Genomic DNA, 19,027 nt, shown 5'->3' with positions numbered 1-19,027 from the left:
ATGTTTAATTATCTATCTAAAAACTATGTTCAACATATTTATCAGGCGGCCGGTGTTGTCGCTCGTAATTTCATTAATCATTACCCTATTGGGTGTACTGGCGTTGCTAACCTTGCCGGTTACCCAATTTCCGGACATTGTACCACCGTCAGTTACCGTAACGGCTAACTACACAGGTGCAAATGCCGAAGTATGCGCCAAAGCAGTAGCCACCCCGCTCGAACGTGCTATTAACGGCGTACCGGGCATGACGTACATGTCTACCGTATGTAGTAACGACGGTTTAACCGTTATACAGATTTACTTTAACGTTGGAATAGATCCCGACCAGGCGGCGGTAAACGTACAAAACCGCGTGTCGACCATCATAGACGAGTTACCCGAAGAGGTTATTAAAGCTGGGGTAACTACAGAAAAAGAGGTGAACAGTATGCTGATGTACCTGAACGTTATGAGCCAGGACAGCACGCTTGACGAAAAGTTCATTTATAACTTTGCCGATATAAACGTTTTGCAAGAGCTTAAACGTATTGACGGTGTTGGCCGCGCCGAAATTATGGGTGCGAAAGAGTATGCCATGCGCGTTTGGTTAAAACCCGACCGTATGGCGGCATATCACGTTTCAACCGATGATGTCATTAAAGCCATACGCGCGCAAAACGTTGAAGCGGCTCCCGGAAAAACCGGCCAAAGTTCTGATAAGTCTCCGCAACTATTGCAGTATGTATTGCGTTATCCGGGTAAATTCTTTGAACCGGATCAGTATAAAAATATAGTACTCCGTGCAGATAGCACGGGTTCTATTTTAAAGCTGCAACAGGTTGCCGATGTAGAGTTTGGCGCCTTGACTTATGGCATGGTATCAAAAACTGATGGCAGGCCTTCAGCTTCTATCATGATCAAGCAGCGGCCGGGATCAAACGCGCGTGATGTAATCAACAACATCAAACAGCGCATGGCAGAATTAAAGTCTACACAGTTCCCGTCGGGAATGACCTATAACGTCAACTATGACGTTTCGCGCTTCCTTGATGCTTCCATACACGAGGTACTACGCACACTTGTTGAAGCCTTTTTGTTAGTGTTTATTGTTGTATATCTTTTCCTTCAGGATTTCAGGTCTACCTTAATACCTGCCCTTGCTGTACCTGTGGCATTAATAGGTACACTGTTCTTTATGCAGACTTTAGGTTTCTCCATTAACCTGCTTACCCTGTTTGCACTGGTACTGGCCATTGGTATTGTTGTGGATAATGCAATTGTGGTAGTTGAAGCTGTACACGTAAAAATGGCTGAAGAACACTTGTCGCCGATGGATGCTACCATTGCCGCCATGAAAGATATCAGCGGAGCAATCGTGGCCATTACGCTGGTAATGTCGGCAGTTTTTGTTCCGGTAGCATTTATGTCGGGTCCGGTTGGTGTATTTTACAGGCAGTTTTCGTTAACACTGGCCATAGCTATTGTTATTTCAGGTATAAATGCCGTAACACTTACCCCTGCCCTTTGCGCCATTATGCTGAAGCATCAGGACACAGGCAAACGCAAAGGTTTACTTGGTCGTTTCTTTGGCGGTTTCAACAAACGTTATGATGCTATATCTGATAAGTACTCGGGCTTTGTAACCAAAGTGGCGGGCCGCAGGATAATCACCTTTGTAATGCTGGCCTTCTTTTTTGCGGCAACCTGGGGTTTAAGTGCCATTTTGCCTACAGGCTTTATCCCTACCGAAGACCAGGGTGTAATTTATGTGAACGTTACCACACCATCGGGTGCAACGGTTGAACGTACGGAGCAGGTACTTTCTGCCATACAGGAGAAAAGTAAATCGATAAAAGATATCGAATCTGTATCCACACTGGCAGGTTATAGCCTTGTCAATGAGATTGCAGGCGCCTCATATGGTATGGCCATGATCAACTTAAAATCATGGGATGAACGGGATGCTTCGCTTGAAAAAGTGATGAAAGAACTGGAGGCCAAGTGCCGTAACATTGCTGATGCTTCTATCCAGTTCTTCCCTCCTCCTACCGTACCGGGCTTTGGTAACTCCAGCGGTTTCGAGATCAGGGTATTGGATAAAACCGGAACAGGCGACTTGCAAAAGACAGCACAGACAACTAACAAGTTCATTGATGCCCTAAATAAAACGCCGCAGATTTCCGGCGCGTTCAGCAGTTTCGATGCCAACTTCCCGCAGTATATGATCTCTGTGGACCAAGCTATGGCTGCGCAAAAAGGCATTACCATTGACGAAGCAATGTCGACCCTGCAAACGCTGATGGGTAGTTATTATGCATCAAACTTCATCCGCTTTGGGCAGCTTTATAAGGTGATGGTACAGGCCTCGCCCGAGTTCCGGTCGAAACCTGAAGATGTATTGCAGCTGATGATCAAAAACAATAAAGGCGAAATGGTTCCATTCTCCACCTTCATCAGCATGAAACGTATTTTCGGGCCAGAGCAGTTGACCCGCTATAATATGTATACCTCCGCCATGGTAACGGGTGATGCAGCGCCAGGTTACAGTAGCGGCGATGCTATTAACGCCATTAAGCAGGTTGCTGCCAAGACACTGCCAAAGGGTTATACCTTTGAATGGTCGGGCATGACACGCGAGCAGATCCTTTCCGGTAACCAGGCCATCTATATTTTCATTATCTGTTTAATATTTGTTTACCTGTTACTTGCAGCGCAGTACGAAAGCTTCCTGCTACCCTTACCAGTAATCCTGTCGTTACCTACGGGCATATTCGGGGCATTTTTCTTCCTCAAGGTTTTAGGTTTAGAGAATAACATTTATGCACAGGTGGCATTGGTAATGCTCATTGGCTTGCTGGGTAAAAATGCCATCCTGATCATCGAGTTTGCCGTCCAAAGGCAAAAGCAGGGCCTCAGTGTTTTAAATGCCGCTGTTGAAGGCGCGGTGTCGCGTTTGCGCCCCATCCTGATGACATCCTTAGCATTTGTGGCTGGTTTAATACCATTGTGTATTGCCTCCGGCGCAGGTGCAATGGGTAACCGTTCAATAGGTACAGCTGCTGCCGGGGGTATGCTTTTCGGTACCATTTTCGGTTTGCTGCTTATCCCTGGCTTGTATGTGATTTTTGCAACTCTGGCAGCCCGTAAACAAAAGCCAAAACAAGAACATGCCCATCACCCGGTATTAGAAACCGATTCTGTTAACATGAACTGATTATGCACACTTTGAAAAACTATCATAAATATACATCCATATTTATCTTGCTGCTGTTTGTAGCGGCAGGCTGTAAAAACTACAAAGCCGTAACGGTAAAATCGGCTATGGTTTTACCAGACACATTTGAACGTACAACCGATACTACAAACGCAGGCAACACCCCGGTAAGAAGTTTTTTCAGGGATGCTTACCTGCTGCAATTAATTGATACCGCTTTGCACGCTAACCTTGATTTGCAGGGCGCATTGCAACGCATACAAATGGCTGGCGCTAACTTAAAGTACAGCAAATCGTTACTGTTGCCTACCATAGATTTTAATGCAAGCGCAGGTATTGAGCGCTATGGCGACTATACCATGAACGGCGTTGGTAACTATGATACCAACCTATCGCCAAACATTAATGATAAACAGCGTATCCCCAACCCTACGCCTGATTATTTTATCGGTTTGCGCAGCTCGTGGGAGATTGACATCTGGGGAAAGCTGAATAACCAAAAGAAAGCTGCCTTAGCACGATTTCTGGCAACACAAAGTGGCTTCAGGTTAATTACAACCGAGCTGGCTGCGGAAATTGCTTCGCAATATTACCAGCTACTGGCGCTTGACCTTGAACTGAATATCATTAAGCGCAACATTGTGTTGCAGGAAAACGCACTTGAAATTGTTAAAGTACAAAAACTGGGTGGCCGTGCTACAGAACTTGCCGTACAGCAGTTTGAGGCACAGCTGGCACATACCCGCGGCTTGCAATACACAACTTCCCAGCAAATTACCGAAACTGAAAATCAGCTCAGGTTATTGACAGGTAAATTTAACGCGCCTGTTTTGCGCGATACTTCAATCATGACGTTGACCATGCCTGAGAAATTAAAAACAGGCGTACCTACGCAACTGCTGCTTAACCGTCCCGACATTCGCCAGGCAGAGTTAGAGCTAACGGCACTTAATGCAGACATCCGTTCGGCACGTGCTGCCTTTTTCCCTTCGTTAACACTTACGCCGTATGCTGGTTATAATGCCTTTAAGGCAGCAGTATTGTTTAATCCGGGTTCGGCAGTGTTTGGGATTATTGGTGGCTTAACAGCGCCCTTGTTAAACCGCAGCCGCATTAAATCGAACTACAACTATAAAGTTGCCGAGGCTAAAGCAGCCCTGTATGGCTATCAAAAAGCGGTGATCTCCGGCTATCAGGAAGTAATGAACAGCCTGAAAGGCATGGAAAACTACAGCAAGTTTTTCAGCTACAAACAACAGGAAGTAAACTCTTTAAAAAATGCAGTACAGGTATCCAATGATTTGTACCTGGTTGGCCGGGCATCTTATCTGGAAGTAATTACCGCTCAGCGCAATGTACTTGATGCTGAATTGGAAATGGCCAACGCCAAGAAGAATATCTTTTTAAATGAAGTAAGCCTCTACCGTGCGTTAGGTGGTGGTTGGAAATAACACCTGAGCGGGCATTGTTAAAGTGCCCGCTTTTCTTATTGCGCCTTTATTTAACAACAAGGGACCCCAACAAATTTCATAACTGATATAGTTGGTAATGTTGTTCATTATTAGTACGTTAGTAGTAATAACATTTAAACCAATGCCCGAATAAAATTTTCTGCATACGGCATATATAGTCACTATCAGTTTAATCATGAAAAAGATATTCCAATTTCTACCGATAGCCCTTTTGTTTAGTGTAAGTGCATATGCACAATATGGGTCAAACTCGCAAACCCCTGTTACTGACAACTTAGGCAACCCAATACCTGTAAGTACTTTTGCAAAGGTTAAAGGTTCGCCTTATGTATACGATGACTGGGTGCCCGGACAAATTACCAATCTGGATGGTAAAACATTTAAAGGGCTCATGTTAAAATTTGATGAGAGTAATAATCTTTTAACTTTTGTTTATAACAAAGGCGACGAACCTCAAAGATTTGCAACGCCTGTAAAAATCTTCACACTTTATGGCGACCGTGAGCGGGTATTTGCCAGTCAGTTTCCGAAAATAGATGGCTTAAAAAGTGATACTTATTATGAAGTGATTGCTGCAGGCAAAACAATGCTGCTTAAACACAATAAAGTTTCCATAAGACAAACGAGAGATGACAACAATGCTCCCATTGACGGAAGATATACTGAGACCCGAACCTACTATATTTTCAGGGACAACAAAATAGCAAGAATTAAACCTAACAGAGAACAATTACTTGCCGTTTTAAATGACAAAGCACCTCAGCTAAAAAGCTATATAGATAGTCAAAAAATCAATTTTAATAATGAAGATGATTTAAAAAAGTTGATCACTTATTATAATGGGTTGTAATAAAACCAACAAGATATCTGGATTAATAATGCATTGCGTGTATCACTAAATGACATTATCGCGTATTATGATTATAACCTTCATTAACCTAATCTTATAATCATGACTAAAAACTTCGCAGCCATAATTCTGATTTCATTATTTGCTTTTGCTTCATGCAAAAAAGATAATAATGAACCTGTTAAAACATTAACAGAGTACGATTCAGGTAAAACATTAGCAGTAAAAGCAGGCCAAACCTTTCTGTTAACTTTAGGCAATCCGGGTGATAACGGCTATCGTTTTAACGACCCCATACTTGATGCCTCAATACTTACTTTAATTAGTCACAGCCATAAAGACCCCTCCAACAAATCTATGATGGGAGATTTTGGAACAGATACCTGGAAATTCTCGGCTATGAAAACAGGGTCATCTGTTTTAAAAATAACTGCCTCACGAACTAAAACAGATTCAATACCGATGTTCACTGATACAATTGCTGTGCAGTAATTAAAGGCAAAATCATTTTAACTTTTTGCTTGGAAAACAAAAGGCGGTTTAAATTAAACCGCCTTTTTTGTGTTCCCGAAGGGATTCGAACCCCCATCATCAGAACCGGAATCTGACATTCTATCCATTGAACTACGGGAACTAATGGTGCGCAAATATAAATTATTTTAAGAGGTTTTGGGCCTCAATTTGGTTTCTTGTCGTAACAGTATCCGTAAAGCGATTATAATACTACAAACCATCGAAAAATATAATGCATAGCATTTCCAATATAGCTCTAATACACTTCTAATATATTTCTAATGCACTTCTTAATCAAATCTTCACTATCGTTTTCAACATTTGTCAGGAGATAAATGAAAAGGCTGATATTAAATACCAGCCAGTATGATAACTAAATGAAGTGGGTATATCTTTTTATTGGGATTGTTTTTGAGGTACTAGGAACCATCTCCATGAAATACGCCGAAGGCTTCACCAAGTTGATTCCATCTGTCTTAGTGTTTGTTTTTTACAGCTCCAGCCTGGCGGCCCTTGTGTTTGTACTCGAAAAAATGGAAGTAGGTATAGCCTACGGCATCTGGGCATCCGCAGGCACAGCATTGATAGCCATTATCGGCATTCTGTTCTTTAAAGAGCAGGTATCTATAGCAAAGGTAGTATCAATCTCTCTGATCATACTTGGTATCCTCGGACTGGAGCTTTTTGACTAGTATATAATTGTATTAAAATGGAAATATTTTTGACAGGTGCAACCGGCCTCGTCGGTGGTGAGGTTTTGGTAAAACTTTCCAAAAAGAGCGAAGTAAACAAAATTTTTTGCCTGATAAGGGCGGCATCAGTTGAGGATGGGCGGAATCGACTACAGCACATATTTGCGCTGCATAACGACGAATTTGATGAAACGAAGATCATCCCTGTCATCGGCGACTTATTTGATGACGGCCTTACCACTCAATTAAAACAGAGTCCTTTATTAAACAACGTTACAACCATTATTCATTCTGCAGCCAATACATCATTTGCCAAAGTAAAAGATGACCTGGTTGAAAAGGCAAACATCGGTGGCCTGACAAAAATTTTATTATGGGCAAAGCAGCTGAACAGCCTTAACACATTTATGTATGTAGGCACTGCTACCATCTGCGGAAAAGATGTAAAACACAGGTTGGTGACCGAAGATGAATCTCCAAATAATAACGCCACTCATTTAGTAAAATATACTTACACTAAACTCAGAGGTGAACAATTATTAAAAGAACACCTGCCCGAAGATAAGATACTTGTTGTCAGGCCATCTATTATTATGGGCGATAGCCGGGGCATTGAACCTCGTTCGCCTGTAATTTTATGGGCGCTTGCAACCATGAACAAGTTACGCTTAGTGCCTGCCAACCCGTATGCGTCTTTGGATATGGTTCCTGTTGATTTTGTCGCCGATGTAATGACACAACTGCTTTTTGTAAAAAGAAACTACCGTGTTTATCATATATCTGCCGGTAACGATGCCTGTACATCGGCTTTGCAATTGGCAAAGGTGTTTGATCATCATTTTGATGACCTGTTGCCACACCAGTTTGTTGGTAAAGAAATGCTTAACCCTTTAAAACTTTGGGCTAAAGGCAAGCTTCCTTCAAATCATGAATTATTTGAGCACCAGGATTACCTGGATTATATTGAGGAAAGTTTTGAAGATGTAACCAATCTAAGGATCCTTTTTGCAGGATTAGACCCTTACATAGAATTTGCAGAGTTAGGACAACGATTTGACAACTCCCGCATTATTGAGGATCTGGGTATCACTCCTTCCCTGCCAGGCCATGTATACATTCATAAGTGTTTGAAATATATCGAGCGCATCAACCTGTTAGAAGGCGCAATAGATCCGTGATCAAACTCTTTAAATCGCTTTACCCCTATTATATTATATAAAGCAGTAACAGATTGTGCCTTTAACCCGGCGCAATCTGGCTATTGCGCCCCGTTTAGTGAAAAGTCAACTCAAAGTTTGTGAAATGATTTTTCAATTAAGATGCTGATACTGTAAACAATGCAAGTTTGTTTTAAAGGCAGCCTACCTTTAAAGGTTGTTCTCTATTTTACATCAATTATCCTGCTGTTGATGTGCAACAAAGTATACGCCCAGAAAAGTAGTGTTGGCTCCCGTATTTATTTCCCTGAATTGTATGGGATAAGTATTCCTTCTGCCTCAAATAATGCGCAAATAAACTCTGGCTTTATATTCTCCAGCGCTGTAGAATACCGCTTACCTCAAAGCCACTGGTTTATGCGTTTTAATTATGACGACCTTAATAACAGATATACGAGTAACGGCACCACCAACTATTCAAATATTATCAGGGACAGAATGTCGAATAATTTTCTGGTACTGGGCGGCGGATATCGCACCCATATCCATGATAAATTAGCTTTTTATGGCATAGCACAGGCAGGGATGTCTATCTCAGGCTACAATAAAGGGTTTGAAACGGAAAATGGCATTATTCTTACACCTGTATCAAACACTGCCCCCAGTGTAAAACTGGCGTTGGGCAGCGAATATTATTTATTTAAGGGCTTCGCTATAAATATAGAAGTCTCGCAGTATAATATATTGCAAAGAACGGGGTTCGATCACAGCCGTTTCCACGCGCTAAGCCTATCATTGGGCATTACTACAACACTTTTTTAAGTATCTTGTAAAATAAGCTGATTAAATTATTAAACTGAGTGTATATATGGAGCTCACTTATTTTTTAACCCATCCCACCCAAACTGTTTATGGAAATGAAATTGCTAAACTGCTGATTTCAGTAATTGCCGGTTCTGTGCTCGGATTAGAAAGAGAGATCCGTGGTAAATCTGCCGGTTTTCGTACCATAGGTTTAATATGTGTGGGCGCCACTATTTTTACCATCTGCTCCTACCTATTAGGTGTTCAGGACAACCGTGACCGTATTGCTGCAAATATTATAACTGGAATAGGCTTTATAGGCGCCGGGGTTATTTTTCGCAACAATTCTTCAATAACCGGTATTACTACAGCCGCATCTATATGGGTGGCTGCCGCTATAGGTATGCTAATTGGTATTGGCAATTATCCATTGGCCGGCATAGCCCTCGTGATGGCATTGTTTATACTGTATGCACTTGATTTCATCCAGGAATGGGTAGATTATAAATTCCAGCACCGGACGTATAAAGTAGTATTCCGGAATAATTACATGGGTGATCTGCTACAGCAGAAAGCCTTAGACCTTAAACTACAGTTGAAAAAAACAAAGATCTTACGAAACGATCAGCAGATCATTTTTCAATTCACGATCTCTGGCAAAGAGAGCAACCTGATATTACTTAATCAATGGCTTTTAGATAATCAGTCGATACTTTCATTTGAGTGGTAATGCGGCAGTAAACATTTATTCACCCCTTCAATCATCTTTAACTATATGGCAAGTATATATCAACGGTTAACCAATTATAATAATGGGCTGATACCGGAAATGGTACAGTTGAAATATAAACTGATGTTAGAAAACGCTTTTCGGTTCTTCAGAGGTACTTGTCATCTTTTCTATGAAGACTTAAGCAAAGCCAAAGATTTTCCGGATGGCCCGGCAAGTTGGATATGCGGCGATCTGCATTTAGAAAACTTTGGTAGTTATAAAGGCGATAACCGCATGGTGTATTTTGACCTGAATGATTTTGATGAATCTATACTTGCCCCGCTAACATGGGAGGTTGTAAGGGTACTTACAAGCATTTTTGTTGCCTTTGATACACTAAACATAAGCCCGGCAGAGGCAAAAAAGGCTGCAAGGCTGTTTTTAGATACATACACTACCACCCTTTCAGGAGGTAAGGCCTATTATATTGATCCAAGGACAGCCAAAGGACTTATAAAGGACTTTATGAAAACTGTTAAAAAACGGAAAGAGGGCGACCTGATACGGCATGTTTGTCAGGGCAAGGCTGCCGCGTTAAAAATAGCAATAGATAACAAAACGCATTTTAACATTGACCCCACCTTGAAGGAATCATTAAAGCTTAAAATAGCCGGGTGGATTGAGCATGTACCCGAGTGGCCTAACCACTATGAAATCAAAGATATTGCATTCCGTGTAGCAGGTACCGGAAGCGTAGGATTAAAACGATACATGTTTTTACTGCAAAGCAACAATAACAAACATAAGTACCTGATTGTTGAAATGAAGCAAACACGGCCATCTTGCCTATCGCCATATGTTACAGTTAAACAACCCGAATGGAAATCGGAAGCCGAGCGGTTAATCTCTTTAAAACGCCGGATGCAAAACATCCCGCCGGCATTATTAAGTGAAATTGAATTTGAAGGCGAATCGTACATTTTTCAGGAAATGCAACCCCTGGCAGATAAGATCAATTTTGAATTGATTGAAAATAATTACAAGGATATTGAAAGCGTGATCAGATCAATGGCTGTGTTAACCGCTTCTGCTCAAATCCGCAGCAGCGGCAGGCAGGGTTCTGCAATTACTGATGAATTAATTGCTTTTGCAAAACGAAACGACTGGCAGCCCAAATTACTTGAATATGCAGCCGGGTATTTACAACAGGTAGAAAAGGATTACGACCAGTTTACGGCAGATTATAAAGACGGAAAGTTTGCTTTAGCTTAACCTTAGGAGATATAACAATAGTTATCAGGAAATAACATGAAAATGAAAAGGTTGCAGCTATTAACTGCAACCTTTTCATTAACTAACTAAACTAACTATAAAACTATTGATAAGCTTGCGTTCCCCAACACAAGCGTACTATGCTTTTTTTGACACTGCAAATATCGGCACTATAATATATTTTCTTAAAAATAACTTAAATTTGGATGAATATTCTACCATTTACCACAATGTTAGATTTTTAGTTTATTACAACCAATTATATATCGCTACAGCAGAATATCTTTTTGAAATGAATGAAGTATTAGATGAAACCGATATCCGCATATTGCAGCTTTTGCAACAAAATGCGCGGCTTACCAACAAAGAGATTGGTGAAAAGCTGAATAAAACGGCTACCCCTATTTATGAAAGAATAAAGCGCTTACAGGAACAGGGTTATATAAAGGGTTACATTGCCGTGCTTGACCATAAGAAAATCGGGTTTGGTATGATGGCTTTTACCCAAGTGCATATACGTAACCATTCGCACGAAAACCTGAGCCACTTTGTTGATGATATTATCAAGTTTGATGAGGTGCTGGAGTGTTACCAAATGTCGGGCGAGTATGATTATTTATTAAAAGTTGCTATTAAAGATCTGGAAGCCTACCACGATTTTTTAATGAATAAGCTTTTCAAGGTCGTTCCGCTGGGATCTGTACAAACAACATTTGTGTTAAAAGAAGCCAAACGCGATGCCGGCTTTCCGCTTACCCTGAATAAAAAGAAAGGCAAGTAATTAACAGTTTCAATCATATTATCGCACTTTGTAATTTTTAGTTAATTTTAGCGCTGTAAGAAAAGTTCAATAAACATTGCTTATGACCAATAAAAAATCTAACCGCAAGATTGCCTTAAGGGCAGCACTGGCTTTACCAGTCACAATTGCATTAACGGTTGTGTCGTTACATGCTAATGCACAAACTACACCACCAACCCCACCTCCGCCGCCGCCATCACCCGGCGAGGTGTTCAATAAGATCAATCCCTTTAAAAAGCATAAAAAAACGGCAGAGAAACCTGCCGCTGAAAAAGAACCTGTAACTACAGAAAGCGAGAAAAGCAAGGCCACCCCGGCTAAACCAGAAGGTCCTCAGCCGCCGCCATCACCCGGTAAGGTGTTCAATAAGCTTTTCAAAAAGAAAAACACAACAACACCTCCGCCACCTGGCGAGAAGGCTTAATATAACAAAGCCGTATTGGACGCAATACGGCTTTGTTATTTGCTTGCGTTAACGATTACAATGCTGGTTCCATACGGGTGCTGATGGCTATCCGGTTCCATGCATTTATCGTTGCTATTGCCATTATCATTTGCGAAAGATAAACTTCGTCAAAAACGGCGGCAGCTTTGTTCCACACTTCGTCCGGCACATGATTGCTGCTGATCAGGGTCACTGCTTCTGTAAGCGCCAGTAAAGCGCGTTCTTGCTCGTCGAAAAAAGGTGTTTCGCGCCAGGCATTTAATGCGTAAATGCGCTGCTCTGTTTCACCAAGCTTACGGGCATCTTTAGTGTGCATATCAATACAAAATGCACAGCCATTAATCTGCGATGCCCTTATTTTTATCAGCTCTTTATGCCTGGGATCAATGCCGGTGGTTTTTAAATAATTTTCTAAAGCATACATAGCTTTGTATGCAGCCGGCTCTACCTGGTCAATTTTAATTCTGCTCATTTTTTTATTGTTTTGTTAACACAAAGGTGCCATACAAGCGCCTTCAAAAAAATGAACTGAGTTTAAGAAATTATACTTTTTTGGCCCTTAGCCTGCTCATAAACTGCGGCGTAAAACCAAGATAACTTGCCAGCATGTATTGGGGAACACGCTGAACAAAGGCCGGGTTCAGTTTCGAAAAATAACGGAAACGTTCTTCGTCAGATTGGTTGAAGATGAATCCAATGCGCCTTTGCGATGCCACATAAGCCTTTTGCATCATGATGAAGAAATACCGTTCAACAGCGGGTACCCTATTAAATAGATCTTGCCGCTCATTTTCAGGCAATAATAAAAGTTCGCAATTTTCTATAGCTTGTATATAGGTTGTTGCAGGCTGGTGGTTTAATAAACTGTCCTGATCAGCAATCCACCAATCTTCCAGCCCAAACTGAATAATCTGCTCATTAAGCTTCTGGTTCACAAAATATTGCCGCAGACAGCCTTTCAACACAAAATAGTTTCCAGCGCATTGTTTACCGGCTTGCAAAAGGTATTCTTTTCTTTTTAGCTTAATGTGCTGCAGTTTGGCAAACAGTATTTCCTCTTCATTGGCAGTAAGCTGAACAAAACGCCTGATATGTGCTGAGAGTTGTGGAAACATTTATTCAATATACTTAATTATTCTTTCCAGAATTATATCAGCAGGCTCAACCGTATCTGCCAACAGTTCATCATCCTTTGCCGTTAAATGCATCACTCCATAGCGCTTTTTAAATTCCTCAAAACTGGTAATAAGCTGATTGGGTCTGGGGTTATCATTCCTGCTTTGTAATCTTGCCGACCATAAAGCTTCATTGCTACACGTTACCAGTATAACTTTTAGTTTTACACCATGATCATGGCACCAGCCTTTAATAACACTAAGATCGCTATCGGTTTGAAAGGGAAAATCTAAGATGATCGTAATTGAAGTGGTGCTATTGCTTTTCAAAATACGGTACAAAGCGTCATACGCTGCCTTGTTTCGCAAATCGTGATCGGGTATTATAGCAGCTACAGCATCGTAAAGATCATCTTTACTTAAAACCATACTATGAATGCAACCGGCTAATAGTTTAGATAAGGTAGTTTTACCTGTCCCTGGCCTGCCTCTAAATAATATTACCTTCATAAATTTCAAATATTACTCATATAAGCGATTACATCATAGCAATATTAATAAGCATCTGAAATTAACAGCCGCTGCCCGGAACTTTACATATAATAGATATTCAATAGTTCTGTTTTTCCCTTTATTGATTTCACCATACCTTTTCGGTTTCCGTCAAACCGGTCATAATAAGCAAACTGTGTGTTACCTATTTGCTTTAATTTACCAGCATTGTCATTGTCGAAACGGTCATAGTAAGTTAATTTAACATCGCCAATTGATTTAATCTTACCCTTATTGTCCTGATCAAAACGATCATAATAAGTAAAAGTGACATTACCGATCGATTTCACCTTTCCCTGGTTATCCATATCGAAGCGGTCATAATAAGTGATTTTTACATTCCCCACCGATTTTACTTTACCAACGTTATCAAAGCCGTCTGCCTGATCCAGGTAAGCCACCTTTGTGCGCCCTATGCGCCCCGTATGTTCAAACTCCCACTCATTGTCAGTCGTTTCATCATACTCTGCATGAGTATCAGTATAGTCAAAATAACGGTCGCACCTTACTCGTCCCTTGCTGTCAACACTGATCATTACATCACCGACAATAAATTTAGAGGTGGTTAACTGCACTTGGAAATCAGTCACTTTAACATTGATAGCAGACAGTGTTTGGGATTTAGCTGCAAAATTGATCACACAAAATGCGACAATAATTAATAAGTATTTAGGCTTCATACGCTGCAAAATTAAGTGAATTTATTTCTCTCTTAATCTTATACGCACAAATATTCATAATTATAACAAGTGATTATAAATATTGCCAGGCGATGGAACGCAATAAAAAAGTCCGGAAGAACTTTGTCGTTCATCCCGGACTTTCAATTTCAATATGTGTTTCTAACGTTATTTGCTGATCTCGTACCCTAAACCAATGGCAAGCGATAAAAATACAGCACTCTGGCTTTTATTGGCACCATTTAACGAGTGGTCGTCAACGTGCCAGTCGCTTTTTGCTGCATTGATGTAATAACCGCCCCTAATGCCGATAGGTATACTGCGTTTAATAGTAAAGCAGTCAACCGTTTTAGCCTTAACCGGTATGGCATAATCAAAGCCGAGGCCTAAATCAATGCCAAAGTTTCCCTGGTAAAAAGTTTTGCTCGATGTGCTGTTTAATAGCTCAGTTGAGAAATCATCGGTGGCATTGATACGGTTTTTATCCTGAATGCGTAGCATAGCACCTGTTAAGTTAATACCTGCGAATGGGAAAAAGCGGTAATTAGGGCCGTCGGCAATATCATACCCAATGCGGGCGAATAACTGTGCCTGGTTAAATTTAGCTTTTAAACCGTTATTGTTATCGGCAGATGAAGTTGGCGTAAAACCGATACCATCTTCAAATATTACCTTTTTGTGAACGTGCATCATACTGGCGTTGATCCAGAAATCGTTACCTTTTAACGATGGTATACCGTTTGCATTTAAGGCACTGTTTATCTGACCCAGATCCGTATTACGATAAGTGCCTCCTATTTGTATAGCGCCGGCAACGTTTTTACCCATCCAGTTGCTGGTTTGTGCATTTGCATTAGATGCAGCAATAAGGGCAAAAAATAAAAAAGTAGCGTTGAATATTTTTTTCATAGATGTGTTTTAAACTTATAAGTAATACAGAAAACGTTACTGTTTGTTTAAAATTACACGGGCATAGCGCCACAGGTTGTCAACATATCCATTATAAAGCTTTAAGTCGCCACGTTGCCTGTATCTTCCCCCGGTTTCTGAATTTCTCTAACACATCTGGTGGTGTCACTTCTAAAAACTGATTAAGCGAACTTAATTCTGTACGATCTGTCACAGCTTCTTTATCCAATTTAAATCCATTTTCTTCAAAAAATCTTGCTGCAGACTCAAAATCATCAAACTTATTGTCTTCGATATGATGATCTTTGAAAAATTTATCGAGTTTATCGTTTCCAAATAAAGCACGGTCTTCTTTTCTTTTCACATATACATCGGCAGTAATCCAGCAGCCACCACGTTTTTGTAAAACCTTGCGGATGATAGTACACAATTTGCGTTTCTCCTCAGTATTAAGATACATCAGCAAACCTTCGTTCAATATCACAATTTCACCTGGTGGCAATAGGTTAACTGTTTGCATAAAAGCGTCTTCGTCGAGCGCGTTAAGGGGCATAACCTTCAAACGGCTATTACCCGCTAAGGCATCCGGGCTTAATTTTTCAATCAACTTGCGTTTAGTGTCTATAACATCGGGTAGGTCGGTATCTATATAATGTACAGCAGTGTTTTCCATAGCGGCCAATCCCCTTAATGAAAAGCCTGATGATATTTCGAGGATATTAGTGATACTTATATCTTTCAATAAGCTGTCTACGCTTTTATAACGGCTTTCAAAATGCAGTACCTTTCCCCAAAACATAGCCGGCTGCCCTGCAGCATCAACATCTAACGTATTCTGTATGTTGATTGCATTTACGGCCTCACGCGCATAAGGGATATCCGTAAGCGCTTTAAGATACATGAGTGATACCGCCGAAGGGCTGATGGTACTAAAATCGCGATTGTCTGATGTTGAACTATTCATGGCTGCAATATCAATAATCAACTACTTAACAAACGGCAATTTATCCTGTTTAAGTATTAATCTACCAACTGCTCATACAGCTTCTCCAGTGTTTCTGATGCACTGATGCATAAGCCCGGATGAACCTTTGATGCCTGTACCACTGTACTTCGGGTTGCGGTTATCCATCGAAACCGAGAAGGGGCATCCAGTTTGGCTATCGGTCCGCCTGCTTGTGTTCCCTGGCAAATTTGCTGTAAGGCATCCATGTGGCATTTCAACTCATCGATGTCTATATCCGGGCAAAGCGCTAATAACCTATCTGCTTTAATAGCACATTTGATCTGTAAAAACTTTTCCTGCTTGCAATAAAGGATTACCCCAACATTGATAAACTCTTCGCGTTCTACCCTTGGCACAACACGTATTACAGCGTACTCAAATAGATGTTTCTCTTGCATGTTGTGCTTCTTTTACAAATATTTCTGACGCCGCAATGCGGATATTTAAAAACTGTGCATATACCTTACGCAGATCTTCGGGCTTACCATCCTGCCCCATAGCCAGCAACCAATCATCAGGCACCAGGCTTACAATGGCTTCGATAACATCTGGTGTAAGTACCTTTTTGAATTCCGTATCAACAGACTCTAATTCTGTAGCGTATGGCAACAACACATGGTCTTTCACCTGAACGAATGGGCGCTTCGCCTGCTCTTCCCAATTTACCCATGAATGGTGAAAATATAACGAGGCTCCATGATCTATCAGCCATAGTTCTTTATGCCATATCAGCATGTTAGTGTTACGTGCAGTACGATCAACATTGGTCAGCAGGCAGTCAAGCCAAACGATCTGCGAGCTTAATAAACCGTCCAAACGGGTAACCACCGGATCAAAGGTTATGGCGCCTGACAGGTAATGGTTAGCCAGGTTTAAACCTACGCTTGCCTTAAGCAGGTCCTGTATTTCCTCGTCCGGCTCAGTACGTCCGAATGCAGTATCAAGATTAGCAAAAACTATTTCGGGCACTTTAAAACCAAGAACGCGTGCCAGCTCACCTCCTATCAGATCAGCAATGAGCGCCTTAACGCCCTGCCCTGCCCCGCGGAACTTAAGCACATACAGGAACTCATCATCTGCCTCTGCAATGGCAGGCAAAGAACCACCCTCGCGCAGTGGCGTTACATAACGGATCACATTTACCGTACGTAGCTCGGGTTTAATAAAACTCATATCTTGAATAAAGCGGCAAATTAATAAATAAGGCCCATTAAACATATCGAATACATTTAACAGGCCAATCCTGAATTTTATAATCAGTAATTAGTCGACTGGGATCTTAGCTTATAACAGCAAAAAATTTATTGCCTAATTATTTGGTGCCCGATGGCTTTGGCCTGTTTGGCTTTTTGCCTTTATTTCGGTTTTGTCCTGTAGGCCTGCGACCTTTATTACGGGTGTTTGAATGAGGCTTAAACTTTGGAGCTTCTCCCAATTCGGGCGGTAAGCTTACTTCCTCAATCTGTTTATCAATTAGCTGCTGAATATTGGCCAAACGGCGCTGATCGCGCTCATTAACCAGGGTAATAGCTGTACCTGTTGTAGCAGCACGTGCTGTACGGCCTATACGATGTATATAATCTTCAGGATCACCCGGAACATCATAGTTGATAACCAGATCGATACCTTCTACATCGATTCCTCGCGATAAAGCATCGGTACCAATAATTACCGGCAGCTGGCGGTTTTTAAAATGAAGTAATATCTCCTCCCGTTCACGCTGCTCAATATCGGAATGGAAGGCATCAACGTTTAAGCCTGCGGCTTTAAGATCTTTGGTAAGCGCCTTTACTTTTTCTTTGGTTGAGGCAAATATGATAGAACTTGCAAACTGCCCGCTTTTAAGTAAAGTAGCTATCAGAGGCGTTTTTTGCTCGTCGTGTACTTTATAAATCTGCTGCAAAATGCCCTGTGCAGGCTGCGATATCGCAATATTGATCTGCTCAGGCTCGTGCAGGATACTACGTGCAAGGGTACGGATCTTTGGCGGCATGGTAGCAGAGAACAAGAGTGTTTGCCGCTTTTTAGGAAGATAGGTAATGATCTTCATAATATCGCTATAGAAACCCATGTCAAGCATACGGTCAGCTTCGTCCAACACAAAATACTGCAGATGATCAAGTTTCAAGGCACCAGAGGTTAGAAAAGAGATCAAACGCCCCGGCGTAGCAATCAGGATATCTACTTTATTAAGGATACCTTTCCGTTGTTGCTCGTAGGCAATACCATCGCCGCCGCCAAAAACTGCCAACGAGCTGATGCCTGCAAAATATGCCAGGCCTTCTACCTGCTGGTCGATTTGTTGCACCAGTTCGCGCGTTGGCCCAAGTATTAATGTACTGATCTGTGTTTGATCGGTATGGTGGATATTGTTAAGCACAGGCAATAGGTACGATGCGGTTTTGCCGGTGCCGGTTTGGGCACAGGCGATCACATCCTTACCCTGCATGATAACTGGTATAGCCTGCTGTTGTATGGCAGTTGGCGTTTTATATCCCATACTGCGCACACCTTCGGCCAGCCCCTCGTTAAAATTAAAGTCGTTAAAAGTCACGTATTTATTTATATAATGTGCAAGGTACTTAATATTGTCTTTATCTCTAAGTATTTCGACCACTGACAATTATTTCATTATGTTTGATTTAAATATTATGAAGCCTTACTCTTTTGACATCATTCTAAAATATATCATTTTAGCTTCCTCCCCTTTTGTTTTGATTGAAAGTATTTTAAGTCTATTTGACATTGGCACTTATAAATTTGGCGGGGCCGAGGTACATGGTATCTTTGCTTTTATCCTCACTTTAATGAGCTCATTATTAACCACTTTGATCTTTTCTATTTTCATTT

20 protein-coding genes and 1 tRNA gene are annotated in these 19,027 nt (G+C 41.2%); 11 read left to right on the top strand and 10 right to left on the bottom strand.

Annotation, left to right across the window (positions count from 1 at the left end):
* Positions 1-25: 25 nt before the first annotated feature.
* The 4 genes from PQ461_RS07780 to PQ461_RS07765 all read left to right on the top strand — a co-directional run bounded on the left by PQ461_RS07780 (position 26) and on the right by PQ461_RS07765 (position 6,010).
* Positions 26-3,196, top strand: a complete 3,171-nt coding sequence (locus PQ461_RS07780; RefSeq protein WP_274303022.1) for an efflux RND transporter permease subunit — start codon at positions 26-28, stop codon at positions 3,194-3,196.
* Positions 3,197-3,198: 2 nt separating this feature from the next.
* Positions 3,199-4,647 carry a TolC family protein gene (locus PQ461_RS07775; protein WP_274303019.1) on the top strand — a complete coding sequence of 483 codons (1,449 nt, stop codon included), beginning with the start codon at positions 3,199-3,201 and terminating at the stop codon, positions 4,645-4,647.
* Between the two features lie 196 nt (positions 4,648-4,843).
* Complete coding sequence (locus PQ461_RS07770; RefSeq protein WP_274303016.1) at positions 4,844-5,518, top strand: hypothetical protein; 675 nt, start codon at positions 4,844-4,846, stop codon at positions 5,516-5,518.
* A gap of 102 nt (positions 5,519-5,620) precedes the next feature.
* A complete protein-coding gene (locus tag PQ461_RS07765) occupies positions 5,621-6,010 on the top strand; it encodes a protease inhibitor I42 family protein (protein ID WP_274303012.1) in 390 nt (129 codons plus the stop codon).
* Between the two features lie 70 nt (positions 6,011-6,080).
* On the opposite strand, the gene PQ461_RS07760 is transcribed toward PQ461_RS07765, so the two are convergent.
* Positions 6,081-6,152, bottom strand: a tRNA-Arg gene (locus PQ461_RS07760).
* Positions 6,153-6,465: 313 nt separating this feature from the next.
* Between PQ461_RS07760 and PQ461_RS07755 the strand changes: the two genes are divergently transcribed.
* From PQ461_RS07755 to PQ461_RS07725, 7 genes are all read left to right on the top strand, one after another.
* Positions 6,466-6,723 carry a DMT family transporter gene (locus PQ461_RS07755; protein ID WP_274303009.1) on the top strand — a complete coding sequence of 86 codons (258 nt, stop codon included), beginning with the start codon at positions 6,466-6,468 and terminating at the stop codon, positions 6,721-6,723.
* A gap of 17 nt (positions 6,724-6,740) precedes the next feature.
* A complete protein-coding gene (locus PQ461_RS07750) occupies positions 6,741-7,901 on the top strand; it encodes an SDR family oxidoreductase (RefSeq protein ID WP_274303007.1) in 1,161 nt (386 codons plus the stop codon).
* 231 nt (positions 7,902-8,132) lie between these two features.
* Positions 8,133-8,702, top strand: a complete 570-nt coding sequence (locus PQ461_RS07745) for an outer membrane beta-barrel protein (RefSeq protein ID WP_274303003.1) — start codon at positions 8,133-8,135, stop codon at positions 8,700-8,702.
* A gap of 46 nt (positions 8,703-8,748) precedes the next feature.
* Positions 8,749-9,414: an MgtC/SapB family protein gene (locus PQ461_RS07740; protein ID WP_274303001.1), complete on the top strand. Its 666-nt coding sequence runs from the start codon at positions 8,749-8,751 to the stop codon at positions 9,412-9,414.
* A 45-nt stretch (positions 9,415-9,459) separates the two neighbouring features.
* Entirely contained in the window at positions 9,460-10,668 is a 1,209-nt protein-coding gene (locus tag PQ461_RS07735) for a DUF2252 domain-containing protein (protein WP_274302998.1), read from the top strand.
* 292 nt (positions 10,669-10,960) lie between these two features.
* Complete coding sequence (locus PQ461_RS07730) at positions 10,961-11,449, top strand: Lrp/AsnC family transcriptional regulator (RefSeq protein ID WP_274302997.1); 489 nt, start codon at positions 10,961-10,963, stop codon at positions 11,447-11,449.
* An 82-nt stretch (positions 11,450-11,531) separates the two neighbouring features.
* Positions 11,532-11,894, top strand: coding sequence for a hypothetical protein (locus PQ461_RS07725; RefSeq protein WP_274302996.1), 363 nt, complete (start codon positions 11,532-11,534; stop codon positions 11,892-11,894).
* A 55-nt stretch (positions 11,895-11,949) separates the two neighbouring features.
* Here PQ461_RS07725 and PQ461_RS07720 read toward each other — a convergent pair whose 3' ends face one another.
* The 9 genes from PQ461_RS07720 to PQ461_RS07680 all read right to left on the bottom strand — a co-directional run bounded on the left by PQ461_RS07720 (position 11,950) and on the right by PQ461_RS07680 (position 18,731).
* On the bottom strand, positions 11,950-12,387 hold the full coding sequence (locus PQ461_RS07720) for a carboxymuconolactone decarboxylase family protein (RefSeq protein WP_274302995.1): 438 nt from the start codon (positions 12,385-12,387) through the stop codon (positions 11,950-11,952).
* Between the two features lie 70 nt (positions 12,388-12,457).
* A complete protein-coding gene (locus PQ461_RS07715; protein WP_274302993.1) occupies positions 12,458-13,030 on the bottom strand; it encodes a Crp/Fnr family transcriptional regulator in 573 nt (190 codons plus the stop codon).
* On the bottom strand, positions 13,031-13,540 hold the full coding sequence (locus PQ461_RS07710) for a P-loop nucleotide/nucleoside kinase family protein (RefSeq protein WP_274302991.1): 510 nt from the start codon (positions 13,538-13,540) through the stop codon (positions 13,031-13,033). It abuts the gene before it with no gap.
* 83 nt (positions 13,541-13,623) lie between these two features.
* Complete coding sequence (locus PQ461_RS07705) at positions 13,624-14,262, bottom strand: hypothetical protein (protein WP_274302989.1); 639 nt, start codon at positions 14,260-14,262, stop codon at positions 13,624-13,626.
* Between the two features lie 168 nt (positions 14,263-14,430).
* A complete protein-coding gene (locus PQ461_RS07700; RefSeq protein ID WP_274302986.1) occupies positions 14,431-15,171 on the bottom strand; it encodes a hypothetical protein in 741 nt (246 codons plus the stop codon).
* A 91-nt stretch (positions 15,172-15,262) separates the two neighbouring features.
* Positions 15,263-16,135: a hypothetical protein gene (locus tag PQ461_RS07695; RefSeq protein ID WP_274302983.1), complete on the bottom strand. Its 873-nt coding sequence runs from the start codon at positions 16,133-16,135 to the stop codon at positions 15,263-15,265.
* A gap of 56 nt (positions 16,136-16,191) precedes the next feature.
* Positions 16,192-16,575 (bottom strand): DUF3037 domain-containing protein, encoded by a 384-nt coding sequence (locus PQ461_RS07690; RefSeq protein WP_274302981.1) that lies wholly within the window; start codon positions 16,573-16,575, stop codon positions 16,192-16,194.
* Complete coding sequence (locus PQ461_RS07685; protein ID WP_274302979.1) at positions 16,553-17,350, bottom strand: HipA family kinase; 798 nt, start codon at positions 17,348-17,350, stop codon at positions 16,553-16,555. Before PQ461_RS07685 ends, PQ461_RS07690 begins: the two co-directional genes overlap by 23 nt.
* A gap of 139 nt (positions 17,351-17,489) precedes the next feature.
* On the bottom strand, positions 17,490-18,731 hold the full coding sequence (locus PQ461_RS07680) for a DEAD/DEAH box helicase (RefSeq protein ID WP_274303991.1): 1,242 nt from the start codon (positions 18,729-18,731) through the stop codon (positions 17,490-17,492).
* Positions 18,732-19,027 lie beyond the last annotated feature (296 nt).

It is taken from the genome of Mucilaginibacter sp. KACC 22063 (assembly GCF_028736115.1).
In the GTDB taxonomy this organism is placed as follows: domain Bacteria; phylum Bacteroidota; class Bacteroidia; order Sphingobacteriales; family Sphingobacteriaceae; genus Mucilaginibacter.
This window is presented reverse-complemented; position numbering and strand designations above follow the sequence as displayed.